Source organism: Tropicibacter sp. Alg240-R139, from assembly GCF_900537075.1.
Classification (GTDB): domain Bacteria; phylum Pseudomonadota; class Alphaproteobacteria; order Rhodobacterales; family Rhodobacteraceae; genus Falsiruegeria.
In genome coordinates this window covers 303,288-318,749 of record NZ_UNRA01000004.1, presented here as the reverse complement: position 1 = coordinate 318,749, position 15,462 = coordinate 303,288, and the positions used below count along the sequence as shown (strand labels likewise).

Below are 15,462 nucleotides of genomic sequence, written 5' to 3'. Positions count from 1 at the left end.
AGGTACCGCCATGAAGAAGATCGAAGCCATCATCAAGCCGTTCAAACTGGACGAGGTGAAGGAAGCGCTGCAAGACGTGGGCGTTCAAGGCCTTAGCGTGATCGAGGTCAAAGGTTTTGGCCGCCAGAAGGGTCACACCGAACTGTATCGTGGCGCCGAGTACGTCGTCGACTTTCTGCCCAAGGTAAAGGTCGAGGTGGTGCTGGACGACGATCAGGTCGATGCCGCCATTGACGCTATCGTGGGTGCTGCCAAGACCGACAAAATCGGCGACGGCAAGATTTTCGTCAGCCCAGTCGAACAGACAATCCGCATCCGTACCGGCGAGACCGGCTCGGACGCGCTGTAATTCACCATACAACCTGACACATCTATCAGAAGGACCAAGGGAATGAGCGTAGACGCAGTTCTCCAGACAATCCGGGATGAAGACGTAGCCTATGTCGACATCCGCTTCACTGACGTGCGCGGCAAGCTGCAGCACGTGACCGTGGACGTTGACCTGGTCGACGAAGACTTCCTCGAAGAAGGCTTCATGTTCGACGGTTCGTCCATCGCGGGCTGGAAGTCGATCGAAAACTCGGACATGAAACTGATCGCGGACACCGAGTCGGCTTATGTCGATCCGTTCTACGCCGAAAAGACCCTGTGTCTGCATTGCTCGATCGTCGAGCCCGACACCGGCGAAGCTTATGAGCGTGACCCGCGCGGCACCGCGCAGAAGGCCGAAGCCTATCTGAAAGCGTCCGGTATCGGCGACGTTGCTTATATGGGCCCCGAAGCCGAATTCTTTTTGTTTGACGATGTTCGCTTCTCGAACACCATCAACAAAGTGTCGTTCGAGGTGGATGCAACAGACGCGTCCTGGAACACCGACACCGAATACGAAATGGGCAATATGGGCCATCGTCCGGGCGTCAAGGGCGGCTATTTCCCTGTGAACCCGATCGACGAAGCCCAGGACCTGCGTTCGGAAATGCTGTCGACCATGAAGCGTCTGGGCATGAAAGTGGACAAGCACCACCACGAGGTTGCGTCGTGCCAGCACGAACTGGGTCTGATCTTTGACAGCCTGACCAAACAGGCCGACGAGCTGCAGAAATACAAGTACATCATCCACAACGTGGCGCATGCCTATGGCAAATCGGCGACCTTCATGCCGAAACCGATCTATGGTGATAACGGCACCGGCATGCATGTGAACATGTCGATCTGGAAAGACGGCAAGCCGCTCTTTGCAGGTGACAAATACGCGGATCTGTCGAGCGAAGCTCTGTACTTCATCGGCGGCATCCTGAAGCACGCCAAGACCCTGAACGCCTTCACCAACCCGGCGACCAACAGCTACAAGCGTCTGATCCCGGGCTTTGAGGCCCCCGTTCTGCGCGCCTACTCGGCCCGCAACCGCTCGGGTTGTGTTCGTATCCCATGGACCGAAAGCCCCAAAGCCAAGCGCGTTGAGGCTCGCTTCCCCGATCCGGCCGCGAACCCCTATCTGGCGTTTGCAGCCCTGCTGATGGCCGGCCTGGACGGCATCAAGAACAAGATCGATCCCGGCGAAGCCATGGACAAGAACCTGTATGATCTGCCCGCCGAAGAGCTGGCTGGCATCCCGACTGTCTGCGGCAGCTTGCGCGAAGCGATGGAGGCCCTGGCGGCTGATCACGACTTCTTGCTGCAGGGCGACGTATTCACCAAGGATCAGATCGATGGCTACATCGCGCTGAAAATGGAAGAGATCGAAACTTACGAACACACGCCGCACCCGGTTGAGTACGGTATGTACTATAGCTGCTGATCCTCGGCGACTTATCACACACTCAAGGGCGCCTTTCAGGGCGCCCTTTTTCTTTATTGCTGGAGGCACTCCCGCCCGTCGTCGAAGTTTCTGACGAAACATCTCCTCCCGTTGGGCCAGGCTCATGTGGGCAGAGCCCACATGAGCCTGATCGCCGCCGTATCCAGGGCGCAATACCAGTTGGCCGCGCAGTTTCTTCGATGCCGTTTGGCACGATCCGCAGCGGGCATCGGCTTGGATGGACTCGACAACGTCCTTGTCACTCGGCAGGACGTCGCCGACGCCGCCACAACCCAATCCGCCCGCAAGACTGCGATCTTGCGCTCCGGCACCTAAGGCCCCCTCAACTCTCTTGAAAGGGAACGTATCTACCGACAGTTCGACACCAATTTAATCGACCTGCTTGACATCACCACAGCCGGTCCGTCCTACATCCGCGCCGCCTGCCCCGCCCTGGCCCGGCCCGATGGTCAATATCGACTCTGTCGGTGGCAACATGGCCTTGCCCTTGGGCACTCTCTATCATCGCACGAAATTTGCTGTCGAGTGCCTCAGCGAGACCTCGCATTATGAACACGAGCCTCTTTGCATCCAAATGAAGATTGTCGAACCGGGCATGAACCCCTCCGATTTCGCTGCCCAGTCCTTCGGCTTTGTTCAAAGCGAAAACGTTCCCGGCCACGCCCCCATCATTCAGGCATTGATGCGGACCTTTACCCGGCTCGGTTCCGGTGATGCAGGATCTGACCCCAATCTGGTGTCCGAGGTAATCTGGGCCGCCGAAGCAAATGGCACGCCCACACTGCGCACTATAGCAGGGGCAGAAGCCGATTCACTCATGGCTGCCCGCAAGACACGAGATGATGAGACGCTTGTCGAAGGACTAAAGGCGCAATTTGGTCTGGCATGCGCCAGCCGTGAATTGACACCGGCCATGATCACATTCCCCTTTGGTTTCCCGGTCTATCCCGCTACGTTTGGATAAGTTTGAACGCAAAGGAAGTTTTTCATGCACCTGTTTTCCCTCGCCTTGGCAACCGCCACATTGGTTGCCGGGGTAGCCGCGGCCCAGACCCTGGACCGCATCAAAGAAACCAAACAATTCAACATCGGGTTCCGCACCGACGCGGCCCCTCTGTCTTACATAGACGGCAACGACAAGCCTGCCGGCTATTCCCCTATCATCTGCGATCAGATCGCACAGGCCATTGCCGACAAGCTGGACCTGAAAGAGATGAACGCGACTTTCATCCCTGTCGATTCCAAGACCCGATTTGAAAAAGTCGCCAGCGGAGAGATCGATCTGCTGTGTGGTGCCGCCACCATAACACTCAGCCGCCGCGAACTGGTGGACTTCTCGATCCCGACCTACATCGACGGCACCGATGTCTTGTTGCCACGCGACGCAAGCGGTGATCTGCGGCAATTGGCTGGCAAAAAGATCGGCATGCGCAGCAGCACCACCACTGAAGAGGCCGTTAAGAACTCGTTCACAGCCGCCGGGATCGAAGCAGAGATGGTGCGCTTTGACACCCACCCGGCCGGAATCACGGCCCTGAAGAATGGCGAAATTTCTGCCTATTTTGCCGACCAATCCATCCTGCTGGTGAATTATGTCGCCGCTGGCATGGCCAATGACTTCAAGATCTCAGGAGAGATCATGACCATCGAAAAGCACGGGCTGGCGATGGCGCGCGGGGATGCGGATTTCCGCCTGCTGGTCGACAGTGTCCTGTCCGATCTTTACGGCACTGGCGCCATGGCCGACATTTTCCAGACCGCCCTACCCGGCGTCGAGCCCGGCTTTGCCCTGGATGCCCTACACATGGTGGCACCCACGCTGCCTTAAACCCAGCCGCCGGAGGTCCGCCTCCGGCGCACCCATTTTGAAGAATTGAGAGTTACGCCATGCCACGATCCATTTTGATCCCCGCCTTCGTCGCCCTTGGTTTATTTGGCCAACCCATCCTGGCAGCAACATGCGGCAACACCGGCGCCGGGTTTGAAACCTGGAAAAAAGATTTTGCCAAACAGGCCCGCAAGGCCGGTGTGCGCAAACAGGGTCTCAACGCACTGGCCCAGTCCCGCTATGCGACACGCACCATTGCAGCAGATCGTAATCAAAAGAGCTTTCGCTATACGCTGGATAAATTCATGCAGATCCGGGGCGCCGACACGATTGTGGCCCAAGGGCGCAAGCGCAAGGCGCGCAATGCCCAATTCTATGCCACGCTGGAACGGCAATACGGGGTACCTGCTGGCGTTCTGATTGCCATCCACGGCATGGAAACCGGTTTTGGCAATTTCATGGGCGACAGTCAGGTTGTTTCGGCCATCACCACCTTGGCCTATGACTGCCGCCGCTCTGATTTCTTCATCCCACACGCGATCGGCGCGCTCAGACTGGTGGACCAGGGTGCAATCACGACCGCCACCAAAGGGGCAAAACACGGAGAGCTGGGGCACACCCAATTCTTGCCGGGAAATGCGTTAACCTATGGGGTCGATGCAACCGGTGATGGTAGGGTCGATTTCTACAACCTGACGGATGCACTCGCCTCTACGGCGAACTTCCTTCGCCAGAAGGGATGGAAGCCAGGCAAGGGATATCAACCCGGAGAGCCAAATTTTGCCGTGATAAAGCAATGGAATGCAGCAACGGTTTATCAAAAGGCAATTGCGATCATGGGAGCTAGGATAGACAACTAGAGGTCGCATCGCGGCCCTGCCCTCGCCGCGGGACCGCCGCAATTCCGACAGATTTAGACGAATTTTCCTTAAAAACACTGGTTTCCGATCTGTCATCAATCTTTGACAAAACCCAAGATTGCCCCGTGATCTGTCTGTTTGGGTCAAACTTTCTCCCTGATCGGTGAGTAGTTTTGATCTCGAGAACACACACAACGGAGGATTCTCACTGTGACACAGACAGGCAAGTATCACGGTGGACTAGTATTCCTGGGTAACCAAGACGGCTCTTTGGATCGGTTCAGTCGCATTGTTACGGCGACGCTCGAGGACTACGGCCATTCAGTTGAACGACAAACATTGTCGGGCCCGCACGAGGCTCGGATCGTCACCAGCCAGTTCCACATTAAGCTGACGCTCGATCCAAATCCTATGTGCGCCGACCATACCGTGCGTTTGGATGACGCGGCGGGTTTAAAGCGTGGCAAAAGGGAAATCCGTGTCCGCGAACGCAACCGGCTGGTGATTTCGCTCAGCCCCGTGTCCGAGCAGACCGACGACCGTGACGTAACGGAATTGATGTTGGTGGTTATGCTGTATCGCATGGTCGACCTTTACGCGTCAGAGCACATCGAGTGGCTGGACCCCAACGTTTCGCTAACCATCGATCAGTTTCTGGGCGCCTTTGCAAATGTCTCGCCGCGCCGCGTGCGGGGACGGCAAGAGATCATCTATGATAACGGCGATCGCTTTGCGCCGATTGATGATACGGCCCCCGATTTGGCCATGCGTTACGACACAATCGCAGGACAAAAGCCTCACGGAGGCGAGTTCGGATTGATCGAATTGACCGATGAAGAGGCGCTCTCGCTTGCATTCCGCAGCGACCCCCACCCCGACGAGTTAGACGGATTGTCGCCCGAAGATCGAGCACAAAACGACATCCGCCGTCTGACCAGTTGGGCAATGACCGGTACGCTCGCCTTTGTCTCAGCCCCGGTTGCATTGTCACTGGCAGCAGTCAACTTGGCTCGCGGCGAGGACTTTCGCCTGAACACTCAGGTGCTATCGCTGACCGGCGCTCTGGTGTTCCTGCAAAGTTCAGGCGCCATGGCAAGCGTCATGTCGATGCTTCCTATGTGAAAATAGATTGATTACTGCAAAGCTCCGCACCCTAACGGGTTGCGGAGCTTTCACCGTTTGGCGCATCTTTTTGTGCCAAAATGTAGGTATGAATTGAAAAAACAACCGCGTCACTTTGCGGTAATCTACGGATGCATTGTCGTTCCGAGCGAAAGTAACTGGCCTTGGTCGGTTCCGGTTTTCGGCGTCTGTCGTGAACACTGCGCGGTTGGTACAGGTCGGGATCGACATACCATAGCGCATTGAACCGCCATATTGGACGGTCCGACTTTACCCCGTCAAACAAGCGCTGCACTCGCTTGGCAATGCCATCGTCATACTCGTTCACCGTGTCATGTATTGCGATCAACGGGCGCATGAACTTCTCGGACAAGGTCCAGCTGGCGGGAAAACACAAAACGGCCCCCGTCAGAATGTGCTCGTCACCCTGTTTTTGCAAAATACAGAAATCTTCCTGAACGATGCGCCCCAGGGTTCCCAACGGGTCACTTCGGTCGATTGAAACCATCACGCCATCCCGACGCCGGACCTGTCCCCCCTGTCCCGGATAAACCTGCGCCAACACGTCATCCAACAATTCCACAGCTGCAGGGAGCGCTTGATCATCCAACGCCAGAACCCGGTCGCGTTTATGGGTCAGCAACTCTTCGCGATAAGCCACTTGCTCGGCAAAAGCCTCGTCCTGATGCAGCCAACCCTCGTTCCCAATAGGGGCGATACCCGGCAAAGCCTTGGGTGATCGAAAATCATAGGGGATCGAAGTCTGAAGGATCTCTTTCATTCCCTTGCCCTAGCACCTTTCAGCAAAAAACGACACATGTGTCGGTCGCTTTCCGATAGGACAACGCATCCTTCCCGATGGCACAGTGACGGCCAAAAGATAGGGAGCCAGTCAGTGAACCAGCATTACCGAGATCGCCGCAAGATTGCCCCCAACAAGGGCGCGACTTTGGGTGATGGAACCCCCAATGATAACGACCGCGTCGAGATTGGCCCAACCCAACTGGCCTTTGCCGAGTGGGAGGCCGCCGGATTGGTTCTGCCCAATCTCGAAGCCATGCGCAAACATCGCTGGCAACGGCTGACCCAGCATGTTGTCGATCGCGGCTATGGCGGTGCGCTGCTGTTTGACCCGCTCAATATCCGCTATGCTACCGACAGCACCAACATGCAGCTTTGGAACACCCACAACCCGTTCCGCGCCCTACTGCTATGCGCGGATGGCTACATGGTGATTTGGGACTACAAGCAGTCGCCATTCCTGAGCACCTTCAACCCACTCGTGCGCGAGCAGCGCTCGGGCGCGGATTTGTTCTATTTCGATCGGGGCGACAAGGTTGATGTGGCCGCCGACAAGCTGTCCAACGAGGTGCGTGAACTGATCTCTGAACACGGTGGTGGCAACATGCGCCTGGCCGTGGACAAGATCATGCTGCACGGTTTGCGCGCTTTGGAGGCGCAGGGGTTCGAGATCATGGAGGGCGAAGAGCTTACTGAAAAGGCGCGCGCCGTCAAAGGCCCGGACGAAATCCTGGCGATGCGCTGCGCCAACCACGCCTGCGAAACTTCCGTGCGCGCGATGGAGGAGTTCGCCCGCGCCAATGTGGGCGACGGCAAGACCAGCGAAGATGACATCTGGGCGGTGCTGCACGCCGAAAACATCCGTCGGGGCGGCGAATGGATCGAAACCCGCCTGCTGGCGTCCGGTCAGCGCACCAACCCCTGGTTCCAAGAATGCGGCCCCCGGATCACACAAGCAAACGAAATCCTTTCGTTCGACACCGACTTGATCGGGTCTTACGGAATCTGCATCGACATCTCGCGTAGCTGGTGGATCGGTGATGAAAAACCACCCGCCGAAATGGTCTATGCCATGCAGCATGCACATGAGCACATCATGACTAATATGGAGATGCTTAAACCCGGCGTGATGATCCCCGAGTTGTCAGCCAACGCGCATCGTCTGGACGATCAGTTCCAGGCGCAGAAATACGGCTGCCTGATGCATGGCGTGGGCTTATGTGATGAGTGGCCGCTTGTGGCCTACCCCGACGCCGCCGTCGAAGGCGCCTATGACTATCCGCTGGAACCCGGCATGGTTTTGTGCGTCGAGGCCTGCGTGGGGGCCGTCGGCGGCGCCTTCTCGATCAAGCTCGAGGATCAGGTTCTCATTACCGAAGACGGCTATGAGAACCTGACGACATACCCCTTTGACGCTGCCCTGATGAGAAAATAGTGCCTCAAAGCGCCATCATGGCCCTGATCTCGGTCGGTTTTAGGGCCATACGATAGAGCGGACCGAAAGCGTTCAAATCGACGGAAAGTTCCGGAAATATGGCGCAAATCTCGGTTCGGGCATCCGCAGGCAAGGCGTTCACCGCCATCTCGGCCGGCATGAGCGTCTCACATTCCACCCCGTTGGCAAAAATGGTCTGATGGCCGTCCAGCAGCAAGTGGAAATATTCAACCTGCGTGCAGTCCATGTCAGGTCGAATAGTGTCGTCGTTGACCAGCGCTGATGCCGAGGCCAACACCTCACCCTCGCCAAACAACAGCTCGGCTCGCCAGTCGCGCAGCAACACGCGGTGTTGGGGTGACAGGTAAAGATCGCGTGCGGGATATCCCGGCTCTAATGCGCCCGCCTTGAACCGCACTGGACGCAGTTCGGGGTGCAAGTCGAGCGTTTGCTGATCTATCGCACGCCCCCCGATCCAGCGGATCGGACGCGGGATGCCGTCGCCGCAGTGAACCATGTCACCAACCTGCAAATCCTCGACGGAAACCTGCCCGGCTGGCACGCGGATCTTGGTGCCCTTGGCAAAGCAAACCACGATGCAGGCCACGCCGGTGCCATTGGTGGATTCCGCGTCGATTGACACAGTATGCGGTTGCCCGTCTGAACCGGTGTATTCAAACGTCCAAACGTTGCCGACGACGCTGTAACTGTCGAAGTTGGTGAAAATGAAGCAATCGTCTTCGTCGAAGCTTTTGACCTCGATATCGAAGTCATCGTCAAAACCGGAGAGGTCAAACGAGAACTGGTCATCCCCGCCCGGCCCGGCCCCTGGTTCAGTCGGAGTATCTTTGCCCCAGAATTCAAAAACGTAAGGATCGTCGTCATCCAGATCGCCGCCGTCCAACACAGTAACGATTTGATTGTCGTCCCGATCACCGGTGATGTAATCCGTGCCTTTGACCTTGTCCTCGTTTTCGGTCAGCGAGATCGTCAGCACCTCTACAGCCATGCCAGTGCCTCACGATCCTTGCGACCTGCCACGGCCTCGGCGCAGAACAGAGTGCGCGCGACAACGTTCAGCTCATCCGCAATCAAGGCACCCTTGTGTTCGGCGGCATAGCCCGCAGCAAACGCCTCGACCGCATCCGAGGCCCGGTCAGCAAAACGCATAACCAGCGCGCGATAGAGCTGCAGATAATCCCACCCCCTTGGGCGCATGGTCGCTGCCTCGAAGTCACAAGCGATGATGTCGCCCTTGTGGGTGAGCATGAAATTGCCAAGCGCCGCATCATTGCGCGCCAGGGAACGGCCGCACAGCGGGATTTCCAACAGCAGATCCTGCGCGGTCTCAACGGCCTGCAAATCAATCTCTGACCCAAAGCGGTTCAGATAGGAATACCAATTGCCACAGGCGGATTCCGCCGGGCTGACGGCGTCATATCGCGCCAGCCAACGACCCAGCTTGTCACCTGTTCCCTCGGCGCTGAGCCGGTCCAGACGGTCGTGCACCTGCCCTTTGCTGATCCATTCGGTGATGACAAAGCGGCCGGGATTGCTGAACGCCAAGATACGTGGCACCAAACCGCTGCCACGAAAGGTCAGCAGGCAGGTTTTTTCGCGCATATACGCCAGTTGGTCCGCTTCTGTCTCGCCGTCAAACAGCTTGAGGAACGCGCTCTGCCCACCGATCTCAACTTCGGCACATACGGATTGCGCCGATTCCTTGATCAGCGTGAACGTCATATTGCGGGCGTCGGTGTCGCCGACAATGGCCTGCGCAACCTCGTTAATCTTCCCCTTTAGACCTAAACAAACCCGATCACGCCAGGGTGGCGTCACAACTACATGTTCACTCGTCAGGTCCAGCATTGCTGATACCCCCGTTTGCCGGGACAAGCGCGCAGCCCCCAAGCCGCACTGTCGGTTACATGTCGTTCTTCACGTGTATTCTGGTATTCAATTGAGACTTGATATGGTCAGAACAGTTTGAGGAAACTTTGAGAGAATTGCGGATACAATGAGGTCAATTGTGGGGAAACTGTGGCTCCGTTTCTCTCACCATGCCGTGACTGGGCTGTCACAGGCCTTGTCGCAAGGGGGTGTCCCGGCCCATCTTGGCGCCATCCCTTGCGCACAGACAAAGAGCCCGACATGCCCACAGAACGCATCACCTTTCCCGGTCACGATGGCAACCAACTCGCCGCCCGACTTGATCTGCCGGATGGGCCAGTACTAGCGACTGCGCTTTTTGCCCATTGCTTTACATGTTCCAAGGATATTCCGGCGGCCCGCCGTATCGCTGCACGCTTGTCTGCCATGGGGATCGCCGTGCTGAGGTTCGACTTTACCGGTTTGGGGCACTCCGAGGGTGAGTTTGGCAACACCACTTTTACCTCGAATGTGCAGGACCTGATCGCGGCGGCTCAGTATCTTGCGACGCGCCGGATGGCGCCTGCGCTGCTCATTGGGCACTCGCTTGGCGGGGCTGCGGTCCTACGGGCTCGCGCGGGCATCCCGTCAGTCAAAGGGGTGGTTACATTGGGCGCCCCTGCCGATCCTGGCCATGTCTCGCACCATTTCGACGCCGCCTTGCCCGAGATCGAGGCCGAAGGATCAGCCGAAGTCTGTCTGGCCGGTCGTCCCTTCCGCATTGGGCGTGACTTTGTTCACGACATCTCGGGCGCAGCCCTGAAACCAGCCATCGCCGAGCTGAACACCGCCCTTCTGGTGCTGCATGCGCCGCTGGATGACACCGTCAGCATCGACAACGCGGCCGAGATTTTTCTTGCCGCCAAACACCCCAAAAGCTTTGTCACACTTGATGACGCTGATCACCTGATCACCCGCGCGGTGGATGCGGAATACGCCGCCGACGTCATCGCGGCCTGGGCAGCACGATATGTGGATCTGACCCCGCCTGCCCCGCCCCCCGGTGCGCCCGAAGGGATCGTGCGCGTGTCCGAGGCAGATCCGGGCGGGTTCCGCCAAGATGTGCAATCGGGCCCTGATCACCATGCGGTGGCTGACGAGCCGTTGTCCTATGGCGGCACGGACCAGGGCATGTCGCCTTATGGATTTGTCGCGGCTGGCCTGGGCGCGTGCACGTCGATGACCATCCGCATGTATGCCCGCCGCAAGGGCTGGTCGTTGGACAATGTCAGCGTGGATGTCAGCCACAACAAGGTCCACGCCCAAGACGCCGACTCTGCCGCCAGCGGCAAGATCGACCGATTTACGCGTCGCATTCACTTGCAAGGCGCACTGACGGCGGATCAGCAGAAAAGGCTGCTTGAGATCGCCGACAAATGCCCAGTGCACCGCACGCTTGAAGCCTCCAGCCAGGTCGAGACCATTTTGGACCGGATCAAGGAACCCGCCTGAGCAGGCGATTAATTGATCTGCAGCTTATCAAGGTCGGTGAGGCCCGCGCCGTAAAAGCTGAGCATTTCCATGACCCGGTGCGGAGGAACATTCAGCCGGGTCACGCGCTCGGCATCATAGGCCGCGATGATCCCGGTGCTGGCAGCAGGGGCGTTTGGTAGAAAAACCACAACCTTGCCGCTGTCGGAACGCTCGATCTCGAACCCGATGCGGGTGCTGTCCACGGTGTCGACCAACACCGGACGAAACCCTTCTGTCATGGCGTCTTCGTGAACCACCCCACCGATGAACCCCTTGATCATCGTGTAACCGGGCACCAGCAGAACCAGCAACCGATCCAAGCGATTGACCCGATCTTTGATCACCTGCAATTCAGCCGCGTACCCCAACAGATACAGGGTCACACCAGCGGCAAATCCTGCAAGCACATGTTCGATTGCGGAATCAAAGGGTGTTCCGGTGCCAATCAGGCCAAACAGCGGATCACCTATGAATTGAATAACCTCGAACACAGTATAAAGGGCGATCCCCAGAACCACGATTGGAATCGCAATAAGAAGTCCAGCCACAAACCGGCGCAGCAGGTTTGATTTCATATCAACCTCGTATACGGATCAGCATTTACCTCAACTTCGGCCGCACAATCGGCGTCCCTTCGGGCGATGCGCTTCGTCCCCTGTTCAATCACAACAAATGTCGGGTGCAAATTTGCGTTTGTAAACTGGAATTCCGGCGTTGCCTCAATCCGTGTAGCTGCCTGTCGTGATGTCCCCGCGCTCGCCCACAAAACGAACACCGTCTTCGGTGAGTTCGATGTCATAGCAGGCCCACAGGCTGGAGGGCGGCCATTGGGAGCAATATTGGCCGTCGCGCACGGCCCAGTATCCCCAGCTGGGTCGACCAGAGTGGTAAAGCGTCTTCATCGAGGGGCGAAACTCCTGCCAGGCGCCTTCGCCGTAATCCAGCTTTTTGCCCATCAACGCGTCGAGCACGCGCGCGTCTTCGGGCTTTTCGTTGGCGTTTACCGCCGTTGCCCCCGCCAAAACTGCCAAAATCAGGGCAAACCGTCTCATGTACCCGCTCCTGCCTTGTTCATTTGTCGTTGCGAGTTTAAGACCCGCGCGATCCCCCGTGCCAATCACAATAAGGTGCCGCCGCCAATGATTCCCCGCTATTCCCGCCCCGACATGGTCGCCATCTGGTCGCCGCAGACCAAGTTCCGCATCTGGTACGAGATCGAGGCGCACGCCTGTGATGCGATGGCCGATCTGGGCGTGATCCCGAAAGAAAACGCCGAAGCGGTGTGGAAAGCCAAAGATGTCGAATTTGATGTGGACCGCATCGACGAGATCGAAGCCGTCACCAAACATGACGTCATCGCGTTCCTGACCCACCTGGCCGAGCATGTCGGTTCCGAAGAGGCCCGTTTTGTCCATCAGGGCATGACCTCCTCGGACGTGCTGGACACCTGCCTGAACGTGCAATTGGTGCGCGCCGCCGACATCCTGCTGGAAGGCATGGACCGGGTTCTGGCCGCGCTGAAAACCCGTGCGTTTGAACACAAGGACACTGTCCGCGTTGGCCGCAGCCACGGCATCCACGCCGAGCCCACAACCATGGGCCTGACATTCGCGCGTTTCTACGCCGAGATGGACCGCAACAAAAACCGCCTGGAAAAAGCCCGCTGGGAAATTGCCACCGGTGCCATCTCGGGCGCTGTCGGCACATTTGCTAATATCGACCCGGCGGTCGAGGATCACGTCTGCGAAAAACTGGGCCTGCGCCCCGAACCAATCAGCACACAGGTGATCCCACGCGACCGTCACGCGATGTTCTTTGCCACTCTGGGCGTCATCGCCAGCTCAATCGAAAACGTCGCTGTTGAAATCCGCCACATGCAGCGCACCGAAGTTCTGGAAGGTGCCGAGTTTTTCTCGATGGGCCAAAAGGGCTCGTCGGCGATGCCGCATAAGAAGAACCCCGTTCTGACTGAAAACCTGACCGGACTGGCCCGTCTGGTACGCATGGCTGTTGTTCCGGCAATGGAAAACGTGGCGCTCTGGCACGAGCGCGACATCTCGCATAGTTCGGTCGAGCGAGCGATTGGTCCCGACGCCACCATCACGCTGGACTTTGCCCTGCACCGTCTGGCCGGTGTGGTTGAAAAGATGCTGATCTTCCCCGACAACATGCTGCACAACATGAACAAGTTCCCCGGCCTTGTCATGTCGCAGCGCGTTCTGCTGGCCCTGACCCAGGCCGGCGTCAGCCGCGAAGACGCCTATTCCATGGTGCAGCGCAACGCGCTGAAAGTCTGGGAACACCGCGTCGACTTCCGCGAACAGCTGCTGGCGGATGCTGATGTTGTTGCCGCACTTGGCGAAGACGGCATCAACGAGAAGTTCGACATGGGCTATCACACCAAACACGTCGACACGATTTTCAAGCGTGTCTTCAAAGACTAATGCGATCAAAGGCCTCGAAATTCGGGGCCTTTTCTTTTTCTGCTCCACCCGTTCAGGACATGTCGTTCACCAAAGTTTGACGGCGCCCAACCTGCGGTTTCCTGTCATTTAGCACCAATTTTCGTTATCATCAGGGGAACTGTTCCATAACCATGGAGAGTTCTCATGCGAATACTTTTAACTTTGGCTTTTTCAATCATGCTGCCTTTGGGCGTCATGGCTGCCGGTGGCGGTGACGGTGGCGGCAGTGGTGGGGGCAGCGACGGCGGTGGTGCAGGAGGCAGCGGCGGAGGAGGCAGCGCGGGCGGTGCCAATGGTGACGCAGACGGTGGCGGCACTGAGGGCAAGACTGGAACACTCTGGGTCAACCCGCCTGAAAAGACTGAAAACACCACCATCTGCCAGCACGTGACCATCTGGGACACGGCCAGTGAAACCTGTCAGGCCCCGACATTTGCAAGCTTTGACACGCAAACTCTCTATCATGCTGTGCGCGAACTGGCCTATGCGGGCCGCTACCGCGATGCTCAAAGCATCCTGCAGGTGATGCACGACCAGACCGACGACCGTGTTCTGACCTATTGGGGCTTTACCCATCGCAAATTGGGCCACCGCGAACTGGCAGACGCCTATTACCGCTCGGCCATCGCCATCAACCCCGACAACATTCTGGCACGCAGCTACATGGGTCAGGGCTTTGTAGCTGAGGGCAAGCTGGATTTGGCCATCGCCCAATGGCGCGAGATTAACGTGCGTGGCGGACAAGGCACCTGGGCCGAGTCATCACTGCGCGAGGCCATTCGAACCGGCGTCACTTACAGCTATTGATGACGTGGGCGGACAACGCACGAAATCTTTTACTTTGGAAAATGCGGGGCTCAGGCTATCCTGACCCCACATCAGAGGAGGACGGATTATGAAAGTCGGAACTCTTGTCCTGACCGCGGCACTCTTGTTGCCGTCCATGGCTGCGGCCATGGGCTGCTCAGGGCGCGAACATCAGGTGCAGTCCTGCGCGGCAGGCTCGACTTGGGATGCAAACAGTCAAAGCTGCGTCAAGATCGTCAACAGTTGACGCAAATCTCACAAGTTTTTTATTGCAGGCGCGCCGTTTTGAGGGGCGTCCTCATCTTTTTGCACTAAACTCATTCCAAGTGATCATTTGGAGTGAGTTTAATGCGTATGTTGCTTTCATTGGCCGTTGCCATGCCCGGATTTGCTTTTGCCGCAGGTGGCAATGGAGACGGCGGCACCACTTGGACCAACCCGCCTGAACCGTCTGAGACCACCAAGACCTGCAAGGGTGTGCGCGTCTGGGATGAGAAAAAGAAGCGTTGCGTGAAACCCAAGAACTCGTCGTTGGACACCGATACGCTTTACGGCGCGGTGCGCGAACTGGCCTATGCCGGGCGCTATGCGGACGCACAGGGTGTGTTGACCGCGATGCAGGATCAAAGCGACGACCGCGTGTTGACTTACTGGGGCTTTACCCACCGCAAGCTGGGTCAGGTCGAGTTGGCAAACGCCTTTTACGAAAAGGCTATCACCACCAACCCCGACAACATCCTGGCACGCAGCTACATAGGCCAAGGCTTTGTCGAACAAGGGAAACTTGATTTGGCGATCGCGCAATGGCGCGAGATCAAAGCACGCGGCGGCGAAGGGTCCTGGGCCGAAGCCTCGCTGCGCGAAGCCATTCGCACAGGAACCACATACAGCTACTGATTTTCAGTCTTTCTTTACTGCCTGTG

18 protein-coding genes are annotated in these 15,462 nt (G+C 57.7%); 13 read left to right on the top strand and 5 right to left on the bottom strand.

Annotated features, from left to right (window positions below; all coding sequences use genetic code 11):
• Positions 1–10: 10 nt before the first annotated feature.
• The 7 genes from G6R15_RS17235 to G6R15_RS17205 all read left to right on the top strand — a co-directional run bounded on the left by G6R15_RS17235 (position 11) and on the right by G6R15_RS17205 (position 5,629).
• Positions 11–349, top strand: a complete 339-nt coding sequence (locus G6R15_RS17235; protein WP_108789117.1) for a P-II family nitrogen regulator — start codon at positions 11–13, stop codon at positions 347–349.
• Positions 350–391: 42 nt separating this feature from the next.
• On the top strand, positions 392–1,798 hold the full coding sequence (glnA, locus tag G6R15_RS17230) for a type I glutamate--ammonia ligase (protein WP_164661214.1): 1,407 nt from the start codon (positions 392–394) through the stop codon (positions 1,796–1,798).
• A 141-nt stretch (positions 1,799–1,939) separates the two neighbouring features.
• Positions 1,940–2,134 (top strand): hypothetical protein, encoded by a 195-nt coding sequence (locus G6R15_RS17225; protein WP_164661213.1) that lies wholly within the window; start codon positions 1,940–1,942, stop codon positions 2,132–2,134.
• Positions 2,135–2,264: 130 nt separating this feature from the next.
• Positions 2,265–2,783 (top strand): hypothetical protein, encoded by a 519-nt coding sequence (locus G6R15_RS17220; RefSeq protein ID WP_164661212.1) that lies wholly within the window; start codon positions 2,265–2,267, stop codon positions 2,781–2,783.
• A 24-nt stretch (positions 2,784–2,807) separates the two neighbouring features.
• On the top strand, positions 2,808–3,647 hold the full coding sequence (locus tag G6R15_RS17215) for an amino acid ABC transporter substrate-binding protein (RefSeq protein ID WP_164661211.1): 840 nt from the start codon (positions 2,808–2,810) through the stop codon (positions 3,645–3,647).
• A gap of 59 nt (positions 3,648–3,706) precedes the next feature.
• On the top strand, positions 3,707–4,507 hold the full coding sequence (locus G6R15_RS17210) for a lytic transglycosylase domain-containing protein (protein ID WP_164661210.1): 801 nt from the start codon (positions 3,707–3,709) through the stop codon (positions 4,505–4,507).
• Between the two features lie 210 nt (positions 4,508–4,717).
• Positions 4,718–5,629, top strand: coding sequence for a hypothetical protein (locus tag G6R15_RS17205; RefSeq protein WP_164661209.1), 912 nt, complete (start codon positions 4,718–4,720; stop codon positions 5,627–5,629).
• Between the two features lie 31 nt (positions 5,630–5,660).
• On the opposite strand, the gene G6R15_RS17200 is transcribed toward G6R15_RS17205, so the two are convergent.
• On the bottom strand, positions 5,661–6,410 hold the full coding sequence (locus G6R15_RS17200; protein ID WP_164661208.1) for a DUF3445 domain-containing protein: 750 nt from the start codon (positions 6,408–6,410) through the stop codon (positions 5,661–5,663).
• A 114-nt stretch (positions 6,411–6,524) separates the two neighbouring features.
• Between G6R15_RS17200 and dddP the strand changes: the two genes are divergently transcribed.
• Entirely contained in the window at positions 6,525–7,865 is a 1,341-nt protein-coding gene (dddP, locus tag G6R15_RS17195) for a dimethylsulfonioproprionate lyase DddP (RefSeq protein ID WP_164661207.1), read from the top strand.
• Positions 7,866–7,869: 4 nt separating this feature from the next.
• Here dddP and G6R15_RS17190 read toward each other — a convergent pair whose 3' ends face one another.
• Both G6R15_RS17190 and G6R15_RS17185 read right to left on the bottom strand, forming a co-directional pair.
• Positions 7,870–8,874 carry a Hint domain-containing protein gene (locus G6R15_RS17190; RefSeq protein ID WP_164661206.1) on the bottom strand — a complete coding sequence of 335 codons (1,005 nt, stop codon included), beginning with the start codon at positions 8,872–8,874 and terminating at the stop codon, positions 7,870–7,872.
• Positions 8,865–9,734: a phosphotransferase gene (locus G6R15_RS17185; RefSeq protein ID WP_164661205.1), complete on the bottom strand. Its 870-nt coding sequence runs from the start codon at positions 9,732–9,734 to the stop codon at positions 8,865–8,867. The genes G6R15_RS17190 and G6R15_RS17185 overlap by 10 nt, the downstream gene beginning before the upstream one ends.
• A gap of 282 nt (positions 9,735–10,016) precedes the next feature.
• On the opposite strand from G6R15_RS17185, the gene G6R15_RS17180 reads away from it, so the two are divergent.
• Positions 10,017–11,246, top strand: coding sequence for a bifunctional alpha/beta hydrolase/OsmC family protein (locus G6R15_RS17180; RefSeq protein ID WP_164661204.1), 1,230 nt, complete (start codon positions 10,017–10,019; stop codon positions 11,244–11,246).
• 8 nt (positions 11,247–11,254) lie between these two features.
• Here the strand turns inward: G6R15_RS17180 and G6R15_RS17175 are convergent, their stop codons facing one another.
• Both G6R15_RS17175 and G6R15_RS17170 read right to left on the bottom strand, forming a co-directional pair.
• The gene (locus tag G6R15_RS17175) at positions 11,255–11,842 is read right to left on the bottom strand and encodes a hypothetical protein (RefSeq protein WP_164661203.1); all 588 of its coding nucleotides are present in this window, start codon (positions 11,840–11,842) and stop codon (positions 11,255–11,257) included.
• 144 nt (positions 11,843–11,986) lie between these two features.
• Positions 11,987–12,319 carry a hypothetical protein gene (locus G6R15_RS17170; protein WP_164661202.1) on the bottom strand — a complete coding sequence of 111 codons (333 nt, stop codon included), beginning with the start codon at positions 12,317–12,319 and terminating at the stop codon, positions 11,987–11,989.
• An 87-nt stretch (positions 12,320–12,406) separates the two neighbouring features.
• Between G6R15_RS17170 and purB the strand changes: the two genes are divergently transcribed.
• From purB to G6R15_RS17150, 4 genes are all read left to right on the top strand, one after another.
• Positions 12,407–13,711 carry an adenylosuccinate lyase gene (purB, locus tag G6R15_RS17165; RefSeq protein ID WP_164661201.1) on the top strand — a complete coding sequence of 435 codons (1,305 nt, stop codon included), beginning with the start codon at positions 12,407–12,409 and terminating at the stop codon, positions 13,709–13,711.
• A gap of 165 nt (positions 13,712–13,876) precedes the next feature.
• Entirely contained in the window at positions 13,877–14,539 is a 663-nt protein-coding gene (locus G6R15_RS17160; RefSeq protein WP_240336795.1) for a hypothetical protein, read from the top strand.
• 88 nt (positions 14,540–14,627) lie between these two features.
• Positions 14,628–14,786, top strand: a complete 159-nt coding sequence (locus G6R15_RS17155; RefSeq protein WP_164661200.1) for a hypothetical protein — start codon at positions 14,628–14,630, stop codon at positions 14,784–14,786.
• 101 nt (positions 14,787–14,887) lie between these two features.
• Entirely contained in the window at positions 14,888–15,436 is a 549-nt protein-coding gene (locus G6R15_RS17150) for a hypothetical protein (RefSeq protein ID WP_164661298.1), read from the top strand.
• Positions 15,437–15,462 lie beyond the last annotated feature (26 nt).